16 protein-coding genes are annotated in these 17,831 nt (G+C 62.6%); 4 read left to right on the forward strand and 12 right to left on the reverse strand.

The window, feature by feature from the left end; all coding sequences use genetic code 11:
• Nucleotides 1-3: 3 nt before the first annotated feature.
• The 6 genes from AC0WR5_RS19980 to hslO all read right to left on the reverse strand — a co-directional run bounded on the left by AC0WR5_RS19980 (nt 4) and on the right by hslO (nt 6,529).
• Complete coding sequence (locus AC0WR5_RS19980) at nt 4-489, reverse strand: L,D-transpeptidase family protein (RefSeq protein ID WP_475865617.1); 486 nt, start codon at nt 487-489, stop codon at nt 4-6.
• Between the two features lie 86 nt (nt 490-575).
• A complete protein-coding gene (locus AC0WR5_RS19985) occupies nt 576-1,802 on the reverse strand; it encodes a class I SAM-dependent RNA methyltransferase (RefSeq protein WP_475865618.1) in 1,227 nt (408 codons plus the stop codon).
• A 38-nt stretch (nt 1,803-1,840) separates the two neighbouring features.
• A complete protein-coding gene (locus AC0WR5_RS19990) occupies nt 1,841-3,697 on the reverse strand; it encodes an ABC transporter ATP-binding protein (RefSeq protein WP_475865620.1) in 1,857 nt (618 codons plus the stop codon).
• Nucleotides 3,698-3,775: 78 nt separating this feature from the next.
• A complete protein-coding gene (locus tag AC0WR5_RS19995) occupies nt 3,776-4,933 on the reverse strand; it encodes a CCA tRNA nucleotidyltransferase (RefSeq protein ID WP_475865622.1) in 1,158 nt (385 codons plus the stop codon).
• Nucleotides 4,930-5,538 carry a CoA pyrophosphatase gene (locus tag AC0WR5_RS20000; RefSeq protein WP_475865624.1) on the reverse strand — a complete coding sequence of 203 codons (609 nt, stop codon included), beginning with the start codon at nt 5,536-5,538 and terminating at the stop codon, nt 4,930-4,932. The genes AC0WR5_RS19995 and AC0WR5_RS20000 overlap by 4 nt, the downstream gene beginning before the upstream one ends.
• Nucleotides 5,528-6,529: an Hsp33 family molecular chaperone HslO gene (gene hslO / locus AC0WR5_RS20005; RefSeq protein WP_475865626.1), complete on the reverse strand. Its 1,002-nt coding sequence runs from the start codon at nt 6,527-6,529 to the stop codon at nt 5,528-5,530. Before hslO ends, AC0WR5_RS20000 begins: the two co-directional genes overlap by 11 nt.
• A gap of 79 nt (nt 6,530-6,608) precedes the next feature.
• Between hslO and AC0WR5_RS20010 the strand changes: the two genes are divergently transcribed.
• Nucleotides 6,609-7,043, forward strand: a complete 435-nt coding sequence (locus tag AC0WR5_RS20010; protein ID WP_475865628.1) for an NUDIX hydrolase — start codon at nt 6,609-6,611, stop codon at nt 7,041-7,043.
• Between the two features lie 4 nt (nt 7,044-7,047).
• On the opposite strand, the gene AC0WR5_RS20015 is transcribed toward AC0WR5_RS20010, so the two are convergent.
• The gene (locus AC0WR5_RS20015) at nt 7,048-8,325 is read right to left on the reverse strand and encodes a PP2C family protein-serine/threonine phosphatase (protein ID WP_475865630.1); all 1,278 of its coding nucleotides are present in this window, start codon (nt 8,323-8,325) and stop codon (nt 7,048-7,050) included.
• Between the two features lie 193 nt (nt 8,326-8,518).
• Between AC0WR5_RS20015 and AC0WR5_RS20020 the strand changes: the two genes are divergently transcribed.
• Nucleotides 8,519-8,842: an Hpt domain-containing protein gene (locus tag AC0WR5_RS20020; protein ID WP_475865631.1), complete on the forward strand. Its 324-nt coding sequence runs from the start codon at nt 8,519-8,521 to the stop codon at nt 8,840-8,842.
• Here AC0WR5_RS20020 and ilvA read toward each other — a convergent pair whose 3' ends face one another.
• Complete coding sequence (gene ilvA / locus AC0WR5_RS20025) at nt 8,843-10,081, reverse strand: threonine ammonia-lyase IlvA (RefSeq protein WP_475865633.1); 1,239 nt, start codon at nt 10,079-10,081, stop codon at nt 8,843-8,845.
• Between the two features lie 54 nt (nt 10,082-10,135).
• Nucleotides 10,136-10,897: a hypothetical protein gene (locus AC0WR5_RS20030; protein WP_475865635.1), complete on the reverse strand. Its 762-nt coding sequence runs from the start codon at nt 10,895-10,897 to the stop codon at nt 10,136-10,138.
• A gap of 146 nt (nt 10,898-11,043) precedes the next feature.
• Here AC0WR5_RS20030 and AC0WR5_RS20035 point away from each other — a divergent pair, with 146 nt between their 5' ends.
• Together AC0WR5_RS20035 and AC0WR5_RS20040 are read left to right on the forward strand one after the other, a co-directional pair.
• On the forward strand, nt 11,044-12,270 hold the full coding sequence (locus AC0WR5_RS20035; protein ID WP_475865636.1) for an argininosuccinate synthase: 1,227 nt from the start codon (nt 11,044-11,046) through the stop codon (nt 12,268-12,270).
• A gap of 663 nt (nt 12,271-12,933) precedes the next feature.
• Nucleotides 12,934-13,536, forward strand: coding sequence for an SAM-dependent methyltransferase (locus AC0WR5_RS20040; protein WP_475865638.1), 603 nt, complete (start codon nt 12,934-12,936; stop codon nt 13,534-13,536).
• A gap of 606 nt (nt 13,537-14,142) precedes the next feature.
• On the opposite strand, the gene AC0WR5_RS20045 is transcribed toward AC0WR5_RS20040, so the two are convergent.
• The 3 genes from AC0WR5_RS20045 to AC0WR5_RS20055 all read right to left on the reverse strand — a co-directional run bounded on the left by AC0WR5_RS20045 (nt 14,143) and on the right by AC0WR5_RS20055 (nt 17,805).
• The gene (locus tag AC0WR5_RS20045; protein ID WP_475865639.1) at nt 14,143-14,556 is read right to left on the reverse strand and encodes a DUF7282 domain-containing protein; all 414 of its coding nucleotides are present in this window, start codon (nt 14,554-14,556) and stop codon (nt 14,143-14,145) included.
• 134 nt (nt 14,557-14,690) lie between these two features.
• Complete coding sequence (locus AC0WR5_RS20050) at nt 14,691-15,548, reverse strand: ribokinase (protein ID WP_475865640.1); 858 nt, start codon at nt 15,546-15,548, stop codon at nt 14,691-14,693.
• A gap of 1 nt (nt 15,549) precedes the next feature.
• A complete protein-coding gene (locus tag AC0WR5_RS20055; protein ID WP_475865642.1) occupies nt 15,550-17,805 on the reverse strand; it encodes an NADP-dependent malic enzyme in 2,256 nt (751 codons plus the stop codon).
• Nucleotides 17,806-17,831: the final 26 nt, after the last annotated feature.

Genomic DNA, 17,831 nt, shown 5'->3' on the forward strand with positions numbered 1-17,831 from the left:
GCCTCAGGGGTGGATCGAAATGATCGTCCCGTCGTGCACCATGGCATAGATCTCCTCGATCTCGTCATCCGTGACAGCGATGCAGCCTGCCGTCCAGTCACCGCCGCGCTTGGTCTTCTGGTCTTCACCGTGGATGAAGATGTCACCACCCGGGCTACGGCCCTGAGACTGGGCGAAGGCCATGTCGTTTACATTGGGATAGGAAATCCCGATCGAGAGGTGGTAGGTGGAATTCGGATTGCGACGATCGATGCGATAGGTGCCTTCTGGCGTCTTGCCATCGCCCTCGAAGCGCTTGGGCCCCGCCGGGGCATTTCCCAGTCCAATATCATAGGCCTTCAATACCTGATTGCCATGCATCAGATACATCTTCCTGTCTTCCTTGAAGACATGAATCTGGGTCACTTCGGGACCGTCGTAGGATTGGAACTTACTGGAACACGCGGCCAAGGTGAAAACCATGACCGCTATCAACACTGCCCGTATCATCTGCTCTGCTGTCGTTGTTTTTTGGATCGACTTATGGGGACAATTCTACCAGTGGTTGGCCAACGACAGAAGAGGCAGTTTCCATATCACGCGGATGTGAGTGAAAATTTCGTAACCAGCTCCACGTGTGGCGACCACCTGAACTGATCCACCACCTGAACGGGCCCCATTTCATAGCCGGCAGCGATCAGAATCCGGGCATCGCGCGCAAAGGTGACCGGGTTGCAAGACACGGCGGCAATGATGCGAACCCCTGATTCTGCCAGGGCACGGACCTGAGCCTCGGCCCCTGCGCGCGGTGGATCTATCACCACCGCGTCCACCCCCTTCAGATCTTCGGCAGTCAGCGGATTTCGGAACAGGTCGCGCGCCATGGCGCGCAGCTGGTGCAACCCTCCGACCCTGCGCCAGCCCTCTTCGAGAGCGGCCGTCATCGCGCGATCTCCCTCGACAGCAAGAACCTCGGCCCTTTCCGAGAGCGGTAGCGAAAAAGTGCCGCAGCCGGCAAAGAGATCCGCGACCCTGCGGGCGCCGCGTGTCATTTCCAGAACGGCATCGCGCAGCGTCGTTTCCCCGTCGGCCGTTGCCTGCAGGAAGGAACCGGGGGGTGGCACGACCTGAGCCCGCGCAAAGCGTTGGACCGGCTGCTGACGGGTCACAACCACGTCACCATCCCAGGCCAGCCGCGCCAAGTCGAGAGTCTGCGCCTCGGCCGTCAGGGACAGGCGCAGAGCCTCGTCCATCGGCTTGCCACCAGTCACGGATACGTCCAGCCCGCCCTCCGATAGCGTCACAAGGACACTCAGCTCGCCCTTGCGGGCGCCACCGGCCATGGCAAGTGCCTCTGCCACCGGCAAGGCACGCATCAGTTCCGGATGTAGCAGCTGGCAATCAGGCACCTCGACGATGGCACCCGAGGCTCGCCCGTGAAAGCCGGCAATTGCTCCGCCCTTGGTTCGGCGCGCCGACAAGGCGGCGCGGCGCCGTGATTGCCTGGGCGAGGTGTGAACCGGCAGGAACGCAGCCTCGATGCCCTGTGCCTGCAGGGCAGCCTCGACGATCCCGCGCTTCCAGCTGGCCACGAAGCCATCGCCAGCATGCTGCACCGCACAGCCTCCGCAGGACCGAAAATGCCGGCAAGGCGCCGCCACGCGCTCAGGCGAGGGAGTTACGATCTTCACGTTTTCCAAGCGTTGCCCCTTCAGGGCGCCGCTCACGGTTTCTCCGGGCAAGGTCATCTGTGCAAAGATGGGCCCCTCGGCCACGCCGTCGCCGTGATGGCCCAATCGAAGGATGTCATAGGTATCGTTCATAGCGGCCTCCTAGCGCGGGCCGCGCCGCGCGCATAGCCCTATTCCGCGGCCTTGGCATCGCTCTCGTCGCCCTCGATGTTCAGGAAACCGCCCGACTGCCGCGCCCAGTAGCGGGCATATACCCCCTCCAGCGCGAGCAGTTCCACGTGACTGCCAATCTCAACGATCCGACCGGCTTCCATGACCGCGATCCGATCCATGTGACTGATCGTCGAAAGTCGGTGGGCAATGGCCAGCACGGTCTTGCCCTCCATGACACGCTCCAGCGCGGTCTGGATCTGCGCTTCGACCTCGCTGTCGAGTGCGCTCGTCGCTTCGTCCAGCACCAGGATCGGCGCATCCTTCAGGATCGCCCGAGCCAAGGCGATTCGCTGCCGCTGCCCGCCAGAGAGCTTTACGCCCCGCTCCCCAAGCCTCGCCTCATAGCCCTTGAGCCCGTTGTTATCGACCAGATCGCGGATGAAGTGATCGGCCTCGGCCTTGCGCGCCGCCTCGACCATTTCCGCGTCCGTCGCATCGGGGCGCCCATAGAGGATGTTCTCGCGGGCCGAGCGATTGAACATCGCCGTGTCCTGGGTGACGAGCGCGATTTGCCGGCGCAGGCTGTCCTGCGTGACCTTCGAGATATCCTGTCCGTCGATAAGCACAGCGCCGCTCTCGGCGTCGTAGAGACGCAAGAGCAGCGATACCATGGTCGATTTCCCGGCCCCCGATGCCCCCACAATGCCGAGTTTCTCGCCGGGATGGATGTAGAGATCGATGCCATGCACGCCGCCCTTTTCCTGCCCGTAGGCAAAGGTGACATCCTTGTAGTGGATCTCTCCTTCGGGCACCTGCAACTCACGCGCGTCTGGAGCATCCTCAAGGCGCACTGGCCGCGCAAGGGTGTTCATCCCGTCCTCGACTTCGCCGATGGCCGCATAGATCTGCATCATCGCGAAACTGACCCAACCGGTCATCTGCGCCATCCGCACCGCGACGGTACCTGAGGAAACGATATCCCCCACGGTCGCATGTCCATTCACCCAGAAGAGCAGCGAAGCCCCCACCATCAGAACCGGGAGAGCTCCTGCGATCGCCATCAGCCAGAGTCGGAACCAGGTGGAAAGATAGCCAAAGTCCAGTGCCGCATTGCGATAGGTCCCGAGGGAATGGAGCGTGGCCTTGTCCTCGTGATCAGCGTGGGCGAACAGCTTAACCGTCTTGATGTTGGTGATCGTGTCGACGATCTGCCCCGAAACGGCGGCACGCGACGCAGCGCGAGCCGCGGCCTTTTTCCGGATTCGTGGCAAGTAGCCCCGGATCAAAAGGACATAGCCCACCATCCACAGAAGGAAGATCAGCCCGAGCCACCAGTCGATGGAAATCACGAGCAATGCCGCACCGACAACCGAGGCCAGCGCGAAGGCAACGACATTGATCATCTCGACTGCAACGTCTGTTGCCGCGCGCGCCGTCTGCATCTGCTTCTGGGAAATGCGCCCCGCAAAGTCGTTGTCGAAATAGGTAACCGCCTGCCCCAGCGTCCAGCGGTTCAACCGCTGTAACACGAGGGCGAAAACGTTTGGCTGGATGATGATGGAGTTCACCATCGTCGACAGCCCGAATGTGACCGGCCTGATAAGCAGGAAGAAGGCAACACCCCCCAGCACCAGTGCCGTGTTTTCAAGACTGAAGAAATTCTCCGGACCTGCTGCATCGGCACTGTCGACTATCCGGCCCAGAATCCAGGCGGTCACGGCCTCCATACCGCCTGCAAAGGCAGAAACCAGGGCCCCGACGACAAGTACCCCCCAAGCCCCCCTTGTCAGCCACGCCATGAAGCGCAGCAGAGATTGCGGTGGCTTCCCCTCCGCGGGACTGTTGGGATCGATCAGGTCTTCTGGGCGTCGCATGGGCTGTCTTCCTTACCGACCGTGGCCCCGCCGAATAGCTGGATCAGGCCAAACGTCGGACGTGGCCCCGGTCGCGGGTCAAACCTCTCTCAACAGCGCGGCGCGGTCCAGAGCGAAATCGGAAGCAATCCAGCGTGCCTCCAGCGCCCGAAGCCGCTGGCCAAGTTCTGCGCCGGAATACCTTGGCATAAGATCCTGTGCAGAAACGGGAAATTTCTGGGCACTACCAAAATCAGCCGCGGCGAAAGGCGCCCCGTCGAAAGGCATTTCGAGCAAGACCACACGCAGGGCCAGAATGCGCTTCGCCTCACCGGCACCATGGCGATAGCCGAGCTCTCCCGCAGACTGCATGCCGCCGATGGCGTCCCGCATCAGGCACAGTCGCGCCGTGTCCTTCCTGGAAAGGCGAAAGCGCTCTGTAGGGTCCTCTCCGCCCAGCGCAGCCAGACGGGTGATCGCATCGGGGCCCAGACCGGCCAGCTCCTCGACATGAACAAGCGGCGCAACTGTCCGGGCTTCGGCGCCGGGGAGGACATGCATGAGAACATGCGTCTGCTGCATTGCCGCAAGCGCCGGAGCCGGGTCAGGCGTCGCAAGCAGCCGCATCATCTCTCCCCCTACACGCTCGGCCGAGAGGGTCTCGACCCCTTCGGCATTTGCCGCTATCGCAGCCAGCGCGTCTGGGTCGAGACCTTGAGCCGGATCGCCGAAACGTGCATGAAACCGGAAGAACCGCAAGATCCTCAGGTAATCTTCACGAATTCGCCGATCCGGATCCTCTATGAACCTGAGGCGGCGCGCCTTCAGATCTGCAAGACCGCCCAGAGGATCCGATACCTCTCCCGCCGGATCGGCATAGAGCGCATTCATCGTGAAATCACGCCGGCGCGCATCATCCTTGATGTTATCGGCAAAGGCCACGACGGCGCGGCGCCCATCCGTCTCGACATCTCGGCGAAATGTGGTGACTTCGTGCGGGATACCTTGCGAAACAACGGTGATCGTACCGTGCTCGATCCCCGTGGGGACCGGCTTCAGACCTGCAGCGGCAGCAAGGCGCTGTACCTCTTCGGGGTGGGCATCCGTGCAGATGTCAATGTCGCCGACCGGCAGGCCCATCAACGCATCCCGCACGCAGCCTCCAACAAAATAGGCCTGATGGTCGGCCTCCGTCAGCATGGAACAGACCGCCTGTGTTCCCGGAGCAGACAGCCAGCTGCCGCTGATCCGGGTCATGCGTCCTGCATCCTTTCGGCGAGGACACGCAACATCCGCGCCGTGGCGCCCCAGATGTAGTAGGGGCCATAGGGCACGGTAAAATAATGCCGCATCTGCCCACGCCAGCGGCGCGACTGGATGGAATAATTTTCAATTGCCAGTACATGATCGAGAGGCACACGGAAGACCTGTGCGACCTCGCTTGCCTGAGGCCGAACGATGAAGGGTGCCTTGATCCGCGCGACGACGGGCGTCACCGCAAAGACGGAAACCGTCTCGTGCGCCGGCAGATAGCCCAGAACCTCGACATTTTCCGGTGGCAAACCAATCTCCTCGCGGGCCTCGCGCAGGGCTGCCTCGGTCACGTCGGCGTCGCTATCTTCCTGCTTGCCGCCGGGAAATGCAATCTGGCCCGGATGATGCTTCAACGCCGAGGAGCGAACCGTCAGGATCACATGCAGTTCCCCACCGACATCCTCCAAGGCACAAAGCACACTGGCCGGACGCGTCTTGCGCCCGGCCAGCAAATGCCTGTCATCATTGAGGTCGAAGTCCGACGAGGGCGCTCCCGTGACGGTCAGCGCCTGCCGGATCCGATCAAAGACGGCCGCATCAGCCTTCATTCTCTCCGGCCTCACCATCATCGCGCGCCTCGAAACCGACCGTCGCAGGGTCCATCTCGTAGTGGGCGCCGCAGAACTGGCAATCGGCAGTCACCAACCCGTCCTCGGTGGTCATCTTCTCAATGTCCTTGGCCGAGTAGATTGACAGGCTCTGGCGCACCTTGTCCTCGGAACAGGAACATCCGAAGCGAACCGGCTGGCTGTCATAGACGCGGGGGGCTTCCTCGTGGAACAGCCGCACAAGAAGATCCGTGGGCGCCACGCTAGGGCCGATCAACTCGAGCTGTTCGACGGTGTCGAGGTGCATGTTCACGCGGTTCCAGTTCTCCTCTGCGTCCCCGGAGACGAGATCCTGCGCCGTCAGAAGCCCACCTGCGCCCGATCCCTCGGAGACGTGCATGCCAGCCTTGGGCATGGTCTGAAGCATCACGCCCCCTGCCCGCCAATGCTCCTGCCCACCGGCTTCGGTCGAGCGTCCATAGGACAGGGCAAAGCGCGTCGGGATCTGCTCCGATTGCGCGAAATAGGCCTCTGCACAGGCGGTCAGCCCCGTGCCGGCAAGAGGGGTGATGCCCTGGTAGGGCTGCATGCCCTTGCCCTGGTCGATCATGATCGCGAAGTAACCCTCGCCAACCTGGTCGAAGGGTGCGCCATCCGTCAGGCGATCACGATCAAAGCTGGCATAGGCGCGGATGCGCGCCGGCTGCCCTTCTTCCGTCGGGCCATAGTAATCGGTGGCAATCATGCGGACGGGGCCCTTGCTCTGGACCTGCAGTTGCAGCTTCCAGCGCAACTTGATCGTCTGTCCGATCAGGGCAGTTAGCAGGGCCATCTCGGCCACGAGGGCCTCGACCACAGGCGGGTAGTCATGCTGCTTCAGGATGCCGTCAAGCACCCCGTCGAGCCGCGCGATCCGGCCGCGGATGTCTGCATTGTCGAGCTGGAACGGCAGAACGGTGTCGTCCCAGGCAATTTTGGTGCTGAGGGTCATGGGGATATCCTATGCGCTTGCTCTTGGCATACAGGGGTGCGAGGTAAGGGGCAAGCGAGCCACCTTCAAGGGATAGACCATGCGCCGTTATGGAAAACCCCCGGTTTCCGGGCAAAATTACACGCTTCGCCCCGGCGCATATGCCATCCTGCCCCGCGAGGGCAGGCTACTGATGACCTTCCAGTCGACCCCGGAGCCCGAGTTCCAGCTGCCCGGTGGCGGTATCGATCCGGGAGAGTCACCCGTGCAGGCTTTGCATCGCGAGGTCTGGGAGGAAACCGGCTGGTCCATCGCGAACCCGCGACGCCTCGGTACATATCGTCGGTTCGTGTTCATGCCGGAATACGACATCATGGCGGAAAAGATCTGTCATATATTCCTTGCCCGCCCGATTCTCTGTCAAAGAACCGTTCCGATGGAACCGGACCACACCGCGCTCTGGCTGGCACCCGAGATGGCTGCCGAATTAACGGCAAGCGAGGGTGACCGTGCCTTGTTGGCCAACCTGCTCTGACCGATCAGCCGCCCTCAACGAGCGGCCCTGAATATTCCATCAGCACGGCGGAGATGTCGTCGGGGAATTCCTCTACCCCGGCGTATTCACCCAGCTTCCAGACCAGCGCCTCGAGCAAGGCATTGCCCTCCAGCCCACGTAACTCCTGCATGATCACCTCGAGCCCGTCGGTGCCCAGCAGGGTGCCGTTCTCGTCCGGGCATTCGATGATGCCATCGGACTGGATCAGCAGGCGATCGCCGGGTTGCATCTGAACGCGGAATTCCTCGAAGCCGACATCGGGCAGCAGCCCGACGGGCACGCCTCCGTGCCCAACCTCCTGAAGGCTGCCGTCGGCACGGTGCAGCACAGGATGCGGGTGGCCAGCCTGCACCATCGACAGTTCGCCCGTCGCAAGATCCATATGCGCAAGGACCATGGTGAAGTAATGTTCGGTCTCGACCTCACCAAGAACCAGTTCGTTCAGGTGGCGCACGACCTTCGCCGGAGAGCGGGCTTCAAAGCCACCGTCCGGGAGCGGGCGCAGGGCCACGTTCTGCTCAGGTGCGGCTGAAGAAAGATAGCCGGCCAACCGCGCAGTCATCAGGGCCGAACTGATGCCATGCCCAGAGACATCGATCGCAAAGCACCCGAAAGTCGTCTCGTTGATCGGATAGAACCCTACGAGGTCGCCCCCTACGCGCCCGGCCGGCCGGAGCAGAAGCGAGAGCCGCATTGCCCCAAAATCCCGGAACCTCTCGCGCACCAGAGATTGCTGGAGCTTCTTGGCCTCGATGAGGTCATTGTCGATAATGTCATGCGCCGCCTGCAGCTTGCTGAGAGTTTGCCGGATGATGCGGTTCTTCTCGGTGAGCTGCCGCTGCATGTCGAGGATCCGCTCCCCCGCGTTCAGACGCGCGCGCAGCTCGGCCTTGTTCACCGGTTTGGTAAGAAAATCATCCGCCCCGGCATCAAGGCCCTCGGCGGCATGGAATTTCTCATTCTTGGAAGTCAGCAGGATGAAATATCCGTACTGCTCGCGCTCGATCTTTCGAAAGGCCTTGCAAAAGGAGAGCCCATCCATCCCCGGCATCATCCAGTCGCTGATCACCAGGTCGGGTGGTGTTTCCCGGCACAGATCCAGCGCCTCCTTGCCGCCCTCTGCCTCGAGTACCTCATAGCCCCAGCCGGTGAGGAGATTGGTGAGGATTCGCCGCTGCAGGCGACTGTCATCGACCACGAGGACCCGGCGCAGCTGTGCCGGATCCGACGCCCCCTGCGCCTCCTGTGCCGTTTTGCTCAAATCAACCTGCACCTGGCCCTTCCGAAATTACCGCGCGAACGTCCGTACCGAGAAGGTACACCGAACGACCCGAATAGAGGGACAGGTTTAAGAGGCACTTAAACATCAATTTGTGCGGGTTAATTCAGCCCAGGTTAAGCCTTTCGACCCAGTGTTCGGATCGTGGAAAGGCTATTCGAGAAGGTTGAGCACCATGATCTCCTGGAAGCAGGTGACGGATCTCAGAGATGATATCGGTGCCGAGGACTTCGGTGATGTCGTCGAGCTGTTCCTTGAGGAAGTCGAAGTTATCCTTGCGGATCTGGCACACGGACCGGCCCTGGAATCCCAGTTGCACGCCCTCAAGGGCAGCGCGCTGAACCTGGGATTCTTCGAGTTTGCGCACTTGTGCAGCGATGGCGAGAAAATGGCGGCCACCGGAGACGGCGACGAGGTCTCGCTCGGCGGCATCCGCCTGTGCTACCAGGCCAGCAAGGCGCTCTTCATGGCCGAGTTGGACACCCGACTTGCCGCCTGATCAGATCAGGAACTCGGACAGGACCGGGTCGGTCGTGATGTCACGATAGGTAAATCCGGCGGCATCCATTCGCGCATAGAGCGCATCGAGATTCTCCGCCTTTTTCGTTTCAATCCCGATCAGGACCGAACCGAAATTGCGTGCGGACTTCTTGAGGTACTCGAACCGGCTGATATCGTCTTCCGGACCCAGAATGTCGAGAAAATCGCGCAGGGCGCCCGGGCGTTGCGGCAGCCGCAGGATGAAGTACTTCTTCACACCGGAATAGCGCTGCGCCCGCTCCTTGACCTCGGGCAGACGCTCGAAATCGAAGTTTCCACCAGAGGTTACGCAAATTACACGCTTGCCGGCGATCTGATCCTTCAGATCCTCGAGCGCATTGACCGAGAGTGCACCGGCAGGTTCCAGAACGATACCTTCGACGTTCAGCATCTCCAACATGGTGATGCAGATCCGGTCTTCCGGAGCCGCCAGAACCTCTTCGACTTTAACATCACGGAGAACTTCGAAGGGACGCGCCCCGATGCGGGCCACGGCCGCACCATCAACAAAGGAATCCACCTTTTTCAGGGTCACCGGCTCGCCCGCCTGGATGGCCGCACGCAGGGACTGCCCGCCCGTCGGTTCGACAAACCGCAGCTGCATCCGGTCGCCAAAATAGCTTCGAATCCCCGAGGAGAGCCCCCCACCACCAACCGGCAGCACGATCATGTCGGCAAGCTCCGGCAATTGCGCTTCGATCTCGGCCGCGACCGTCGCCTGACCCTCCATCACGTCTGCATCGTCGAAGGGGGCAAGGAAATGTCCGTCGGTGTCCGAGCAGTAGCGCTGAGCCTCGGCCAGAGTATCGTCGAAATAGTCGCCAATCAGACGTATCTCTATGAATTCACCACCGAAAACCCGCGTCTTGTCGATCTTCTGTTGCGGCGTCGTGACCGGCATGAAGACAACGCCGGGCACTTCGAAATGCCGGCACATGAAGGCGACGCCCTGGGCGTGGTTACCGGCGCTGGCACAGACAAAGGCGCTGACATCCGGCGTGCTGGCCATGACCTTGCGCATGGCATTGAAAGCCCCACGCAGCTTGTAGCTGCGGACCGGGCTAAGGTCTTCGCGCTTCAGCCAGATGTCCGCCCCGTACTTGGCGGAAAGATGATCGTTGCGCATCAGCGGCGTCGCGGGGAAAACCTCGCGCATGGCCTGCATGGCGTCCTTGGCGGCTGTCTGAAACTGATCCATGCAGGATGACTGGCGCAAGCGCGCAGCATTGGCAAGGGGGATGCGGCCTGACGTTCAATCGATGCTGCGCCCCTCGACATAATGACCATAGATCGTGGTCATGATCGACAGACCCACCATCAGTATGAACCATTGCACCACCAAATTGTAGATCAGGCTGAGGAGCGAGCCGGGTGCGGCGCCGGCAAGCATCGGAAGTTGCAGCAAAATCGACGCAAGAGAGGTGATGATGGCCAGCAAGATGAAAGTGCCGGAGGCACCGGTGGTCTTCTCCCAGGCCTGGCGGATCCCGATACCGTTATGGGTCGCCGACGCCGGAAGAACCGCACTCAGGCGATAGAAGATCATCGCAGCCACCGCGATGACGACGGCCATCACAAGCCCCAACAGCGCGGCGCTGCCACTGCCCGCGGCAAGACCGATACCGAGCATCAGCAGCACGGCAGCGACGAGACCGACAATCAGGGAGATCAGCAGCCCCAGGCCCAGATAGGCCACCATCCGGTCACCGTCAAAAGCGGGGATGAGGCCCAACGGTGTCTCTCTCAGCAGGACAAAACGGTGCCAGGCCACTGCAATCCATAGATAAACCAGGGCCTGAACCACTACAGAGAGCAGCAACATCAGAAGGTCACTACCGGTGGGATCAGACAGAGTGGTTGTCCCATCGGATGCAGTCAGGCTGCTGTCGGTTTCCACGTAGAGAACCTGTGCCACGGCTCCGATCAGATAGAGCACCCCCGAGATGCGGAAGGCCATTCCGATGTTGGCAAATACCAGCCGCAACGACTGCACGAAGATCTTCCACCCGATCATTTCTGGCCTCTCCCTCTGGACTTGGCGCCAAGATCGGCGGCGACAGGCGGAGGGTCAACCCGAAGGACATGAAAACAAGGGCATCGGCTTGCCTCGTGTGCGAAAACCCGCTATCGCGCGGCAGACCTGAATAAGGAAACAAAAGCATGTCCGCGCCAAAGAAAGTCGTCCTGGCCTATTCCGGCGGCCTCGACACCTCGATCATCCTGAAATGGCTGCAAACCGAGTACGGTTGCGAAGTCGTAACCTTCACCGCTGACCTCGGTCAGGGCGAAGAGCTGGAGCCGGCCCGCAAGAAGGCCGAGATGCTGGGTATCAAGCCCGAGAACATCTTCATCGAGGATGTCCGAGAGGAATTCGTGCGCGATTTCGTCTTCCCGATGTTCCGCGCCAATGCCGTCTACGAGGGGCTATACCTGCTGGGGACCTCGATCGCGCGACCTCTGATTTCCAAGCGCCTCGTTGAAATCGCTGCAGAAACCGGCGCAGACGCCGTGGCGCACGGCGCCACCGGCAAGGGCAACGACCAGGTGCGTTTCGAACTCAGCGCCTATGCGCTGAACCCGGCCATCAAGGTGATCGCCCCCTGGCGCGAATGGGACCTGCACTCGCGCACCGCACTGCTGGCCTTTGCCGAGCAGAACCAGATCCCGATCGCCAAGGACAAGCGCGGCGAAGCGCCCTTCTCGGTCGACGCGAACCTGCTGCACACCTCCTCCGAGGGCAAGGTTCTCGAGAACCCCGGCGAGATGGCCCCCGACTATGTCTACCAGCGGACCGACGATCCCGTCACCGCGCCTGACGCACCGCAATACATTGAAATCACATTCGAAAAAGGTGATGCGGTTGCCATCAACGGCGTCGAGATGAGCCCCGCCACGGTGCTGACCAAGCTGAACGAGCTGGGCAAGCTGCACGGCATCGGGCGCCTCGACTTCGTTGAAAACCGCTTCGTCGGCATGAAGTCCCGCGGCGTCTACGAGACGCCGGGCGGGGAGATCCTGCTGGAGGCACACCGGGGGATCGAGCAGATCACGCTCGACAGCGGTGCCGGCCACCTGAAGGACTCGATCATGCCGCGCTATGCCGAGCTGATCTACAACGGCTTCTGGTACAGTCCCGAGCGCGAGATGCTCCAGGCGCTGATCGACAAGAGCCAGGAATTCGTGTCCGGCACCGTCAAGCTGATGCTTTTCAAGGGTTCTGCCCGCACGGTTGCACGCTGGTCCGATTACTCTCTCTATTCGGAAAAACACGTGACTTTCGAAGAGGATGCAGGCGCCTACGACCAGAAGGACGCCGCCGGTTTCATCCAGCTGAACGCCCTGCGCCTGAAGCTGCTGGCGGCCCGGAACAAGCGCGTCAAAGGCTGATCCGCCCCCTTTCGAACGATCCTGAAACGGCGCCCCCTGTGGCGCCGTTTTTCATGCCCGGTCGTCGGTCGAAACTCCCATTTTGGACCGGATGGTAAAAATTCATAAGTGCCTGAAAAGGCCGGATTCCAACGTCGGTATTACGTCGGTATCGCGTCGGTATTGCGTCGGTGCGATTTCGGACTCCGCGCGCGGAGTCCGAAGCCTCCGGCGGGGATATTTCGGGCCAGATGAAAGAGCGCGCGGCTCCCCGTCATCTGGCCATAAATATCCCGGGGGAGGCTCCGCAGGAGACGGGGGCAGAGCCCCCTCTATCTTATCATTTGTCGCCGTCCGGCGACGAGGGGCAGAGCCCCCTCTATCTTATCATTCGTCGCCATCCGGCGACGGGGGGGCAGAGCCACCTCTCCCTTATCATTCGTCGACGTCCAGCGACGGGGCGCCAGAGCCCCCTGCCCTTGCCGAACAATGATCCCGCCCTAGTTCGCCCAGACGTGACGTTGACGTGTGCAGCAGCCGCGTCAATCTTGCTACCTCGTGGGCGCCTCTTCACCGTGCCGGTGGAGAGGCGTGTCGAGCGCGGGATGCGGTGCCGGATTTGCGCGGGTTTGAATTCTCTCTTCTGAATACGTAGCTTTCTGGCAGACAAGAGGAGCACCGCCCATGCCCGCATTCTGGGACACCCCCTATGACACCGAAGATTTCATCTTCGGGACCGAGCCATCGCAGTTCATCCGCGCCCATGCCCGGCTGATCGCCCCGGGGCAGAGCGCGCTCTGCGTCGCCGACGGCGAGGGGCGCAATTCGGTCTACCTGGCCGAACAGGGGGTGAAGGTGACCGCCTGGGACGGCTCTGCCGTGGGGCTGGAAAAGGCGCGCGGCCTGGCCCGGGCGCGCGGTGTCGAGGTCGACTTCCATCATGCCCAGGCCGAGGGATACCCCTGGACGGCAAGGCAATACGATGCCGTGGTTGGGATCTTCATCCAGTTCGCGGGGCCGGGCCTGCGCGACGAGATGCTTGCCGGCATGAGCGATGCCACGGCACCCGGCGGGCTGATCCTGCTGCATGGCTACACGCCGAAGCAGCTCGAATATCGCACCGGGGGCCCGGGCAAGCTGGAAAACCTCTATACCGAGGCGTTCCTGCGCGAGACCTTCGCAGGGCAGGAGATCCTGGAGTTGAAGAGCTACGAGACCGAGCTGAACGAGGGGGCCGGACACGCCGGCATGTCGGCGCTGGTCGACCTGGTGGTGCGGAAGGTCTGAACGTCAGGTAGGGGCGCTCCCCAAAAAAGTTCTACCGTCAGCGCCGGTCGCGCAGGATGATCTGTCCAGCCCGACCGAAGATAAGAACTGAAACCGCGATGATCCAGCCAACCACGAAAGCTGGTAACGCAATAGCTGTGCCCAGGAGAGCGAGTCCCATATTGCCAATCAAGAGCACAACGAGCACTCCAGTAAGAACCGGGAAGACAATCAGGAATTGGACAAACAGACTCCGGGCTCGAAACCACTTCCATAGCTGGCCAGACCATGACCAAAGGATACGGCTACAAGTCAGAACAATGCGCCAAACATTTTCTAAAATAGTATTCCTATTGAACGACATTGCCATCCCTCGTCTTGCCCGCTGCTCGGCCAAGTTGTGGAAGTCGGCCGACCTGACATCAAACTATGGGCTCGACGGCGTTTAAGGCGAGGTCAATAAGTACACAATCTTAGCAAATTTCTCCAATTTGAAGACGCGAAGGCGGTCCGTCGCGATGTGTAGCACAGGGCCGTGGCGTTTTGACCGCGCATCGGCCCTGCATGACACGCGCCGCCAGCAGCTGGCGCAATATTCCATTGGCATGCAGAGCCGCGATCCCGCGCCTACCTTGCGGTGATCGTGGTCATCACCAGCTTGCCGTCGGGCTTGATGGGGCCGTCTTCCCTGGCGCCGAGGGTGTATTCGAACATGCCGGTCTTCATGCCGCCGGCCTCGGAATGGACCATCAGCATCAGCATCTCGCCGGGCATGACATCTTCCTGCAGCAGGGCGGCCACATCGGTGTTTTCGCCGGCGCGCAGGGGGGCATAGCCCACCACCGGGCCGGGGGCCATCTCGGCATCGGTGCGGTGCACCACCATCCAGCCGTTTTCCGGGGCCATGATCATCGAGGCGCTGACCACGCCGTTCGAGACGTCCTGGTCCATGGCCTTTACCATGGGCATGGCGTGATCATCGGCCAGCGCGGGGGTGGCAAGGAGCAGGACGGCGGCGGTACTGGCAAGAATGCGGTTCATTTCGGGTCTCTCTCTGTTGATTGCGTGACCCGGATCGGAGGACCCGGTTGCAGGAAGACACGAGAGCAGGCGCGAAAGGTTTCACGTGAAGCACCGAAAAGGTGCCTCACGTTTTCGTCAGGAGGGGCCGGTGATCAGAGCTCGGCGCGGGTGGGGATCACGTCGGCGGTGCCGACGCGGGTGACCATGAGCGCGCCGGCGCGCTGTGCGAGGTCGAGGGCCGCGGGCATGTCGAGCCCCTGGTCGAGGCCGGCGAGCAGGTAGCCGGTGAAGGTATCGCCGGCGCCGGTGGTATCGACGGGCGTGACCTTTGGCGCGGGGAAATCCCGGGCGGTGCCGGCAGCGGTGTCGATCCAGCGACAGCCCCTGGCGCCCAGGGTGATCACCACATGGGCCACGGGCAGCGCTTCGGGTTTGAGGCCCAGCGCCGCTTCGAGCTGCTGCGCCTCGACCTCGTTCATCACCAGGATGTCGAGCAGGTCGAGCACCTGCGAAACCGCCGCGGCCTCGAAGGGGGCGGCGGCATAGGCCATGCGCAGGCCGGCGGCCTTTGCGGCCTCGGCAAAGGCACGCTGCTGGCTGGTCTCGTTCTGGGTCACGGCGATGTCGCCGGGGGCGGCGGCCTGCATGGCGGCAGCGAGCATCTCGCCGGTGATCTCGCGGTTGGCGCCGGCGAGGATGACGATCTCGTTCTCGCCCTCCTCGTCGAGGTAGATGATGGCCTGGCCGCTGGGGCCCGGCAGCTCGGCCACGTGTTCGACGAGGACACCGTATTGGCCCATGCGGTCCTTCATCCAGACACCATCGGCCCCGACGGCGCCGATGTGGTGCACGGTGGACCCGGCCCGATGCGCGGCGACTGCCATGTTCGCGCCCTTGCCGCCCAGGCCGCGCTGGTGGCCGGTGGCCATCAGCGTTTCGCCCGGGGCGGGCATGTGGGGGACGCGAAAGACCAGGTCGGCGTTGATCGAGCCGAGGTTCCAGACTGCCATGTTACTTGACCTTGCAGGCGGCCATGACGGCCATGTTGACGATGTCGTTCACGGTGGAGCCGGTGGAGCAGAGCTGTACCGGCTTGTCGACGCCCGACAGGATCGGGCCGATCACCGTGGCACCGGCCATTTCCTGCATCAGTTTCACGCTGATGCTGGCGGAATGGCGGGCGGGCACGACGAGGATGTTGGCGTTGTCGGTGAGCCGGGCAAAGGGGTAATGGGCGCGCGAACGGGCGTTCAGCGCCACGTCGACGGTCATTTCGCCCTCGAACTCGAAATCGACGCCGCGTTTCTCCAGCACCTTGGGGGCAAGGTGCATCTTTTCGGCGCGTTCGGAGACCGGGTAGCCGAAGGTGGAGAAGGAGACGAAGGCCACGCGGGGCTCCAGCCCCAGGTCACGGGCGACCTCGGCGGAGCGTTCGGCGATATCGGCCAGGTCGTTTTCGTCCGGCCATTCATGCACGAGGGTGTCGCCGATCAGGATGATCCGACCCTTGTGCAGGATGGCGGTGGTGCCGACGGCGCCATGCTCGCTGTCGGCGTCGAAGACGTGGTTGACCGCCTCCATCACGTGGGCCGACTTGCGGGTGGCACCGGTGATCATCGCATCGCCGTGGCCATGGGCCAGCATCAGCGCGGCAAAGACATGGCGGTCGCGGGCCGCAAGGCGGTGCACGTCCTGCATGTCGTGGCCCTTGCGCTGCAGCCGGTCGTAGAGGAAGGCCTTGTAGTCGGAGAGATGCTCGGTGTTGGCGGCGTTGACGATGCGCAGGTCGTCGTAGGCATCCCCGAGGCCGGCGGCGTTCAGCTTTTCACGGACGTCGGCCTCGCGGCCCACGACGATGGCCTCTCCGAAGCCGGAGCGCTGATAGGAGACGGCGGCGCGGAGCACCCGGGGATCGTCGCCCTCGGCAAAGATCATGCGGGCCTGGGCGTTGCGGGCGCGGGCATGCAGGCCGCGGACGATCGAGGCGGTGGGATCGAGGCGGGCGCGCAGCGTGGCGGTATAGCCCTCCATGTCGACGATGGGCCGGCGGGCGGCCCCGGTTTCCATGCCGGCCTGGGCCACGGCGGGCGGGATGCGCCAGATCAGCCGCGGATCGAAGGGCGTGGGGATGATGTAGTCCCGGCCGAAGGTCAGCGCCTTGCCATAGGCCAGGGCGACCTCGTCGGGCACGTCCTCGCGGGCCAGCCCGGCCAGGGCCTCGGCGCAGGCGATCTTCATCTGGTCGTTGATCGCGCGGGCGTGGATGTCGAGCGCCCCGCGGAAGAGATAGGGGAAGCCCAGGACGTTGTTGACCTGGTTCGGGTAATCGGAGCGGCCGGTGGCGACGATGACATCCTCGCGGACCTCGTGGACCTCCTCGGGGGTGATCTCGGGGTCGGGGTTCGCCATGGCGAAGATCACGGCGTTCGGGGCCATGCTCTTGACCATCTCCTGGGTCACGGCGCCCTTGACCGAGACACCGAGGAAGACGTCGGCACCCTCCATGGCCTCGGCCAGGGTACGGGCATCGGTGGCGGCGGCATGGGCCGACTTCCACTGGTTCATGCCCTCCTGGCGGCCCTGGTAGATCACGCCCTTGGTGTCGCACATGATGCAGTTGTCATGGCGCGCGCCCATCGCCTTGAGCAGTTCGAGGCAGGCGATGCCGGCGGCCCCTGCCCCGTTCAGCACGATCTTCACGTCCTCGATCTTCTTGCCGGAGATATGCAGCGCATTGATGAGGCCGGCGGCGCAGATCACGGCGGTGCCGTGCTGGTCGTCGTGGAAGACGGGGATGTCCATCTCCTCCTTCAGGCGCTGCTCGATGATGAAACACTCGGGCGCCTTGATGTCCTCGAGGTTGATGCCACCGAAGGTCGGGCCCATGAGCTTGACCGCCTTGATGATCTCCTCGGGATCCTCGGTATCGAGCTCGATGTCGATCGAGTTGACGTCGGCGAAGCGCTTGAAGAGCACCGACTTGCCTTCCATCACCGGCTTGGAGGCCAGCGCGCCCAAGTTGCCGAGGCCGAGCACCGCGGTACCATTGGAGATGACGGCCACCAGGTTGCCCTTGTTGGTATAGTCATAGGCCGTCTCGGGCTGTTCGGCGATCACCTCGCAGGGGACGGCCACGCCGGGGCTGTAGGCCAGGCTGAGGTCCCGCTGGGTCGTCATCGGCACGGTGGCCTGAATCTCGAATTTGCCGGGCGTGGGTTCCAGGTGAAAGGCCAGCGCGTCTTCGCGATTGATCCTCGACTTGCTCATGACATTCTCCTTCAGGGCCAGAGCCT

This window comes from Pseudooceanicola sp. DL12 (assembly GCF_056270665.1).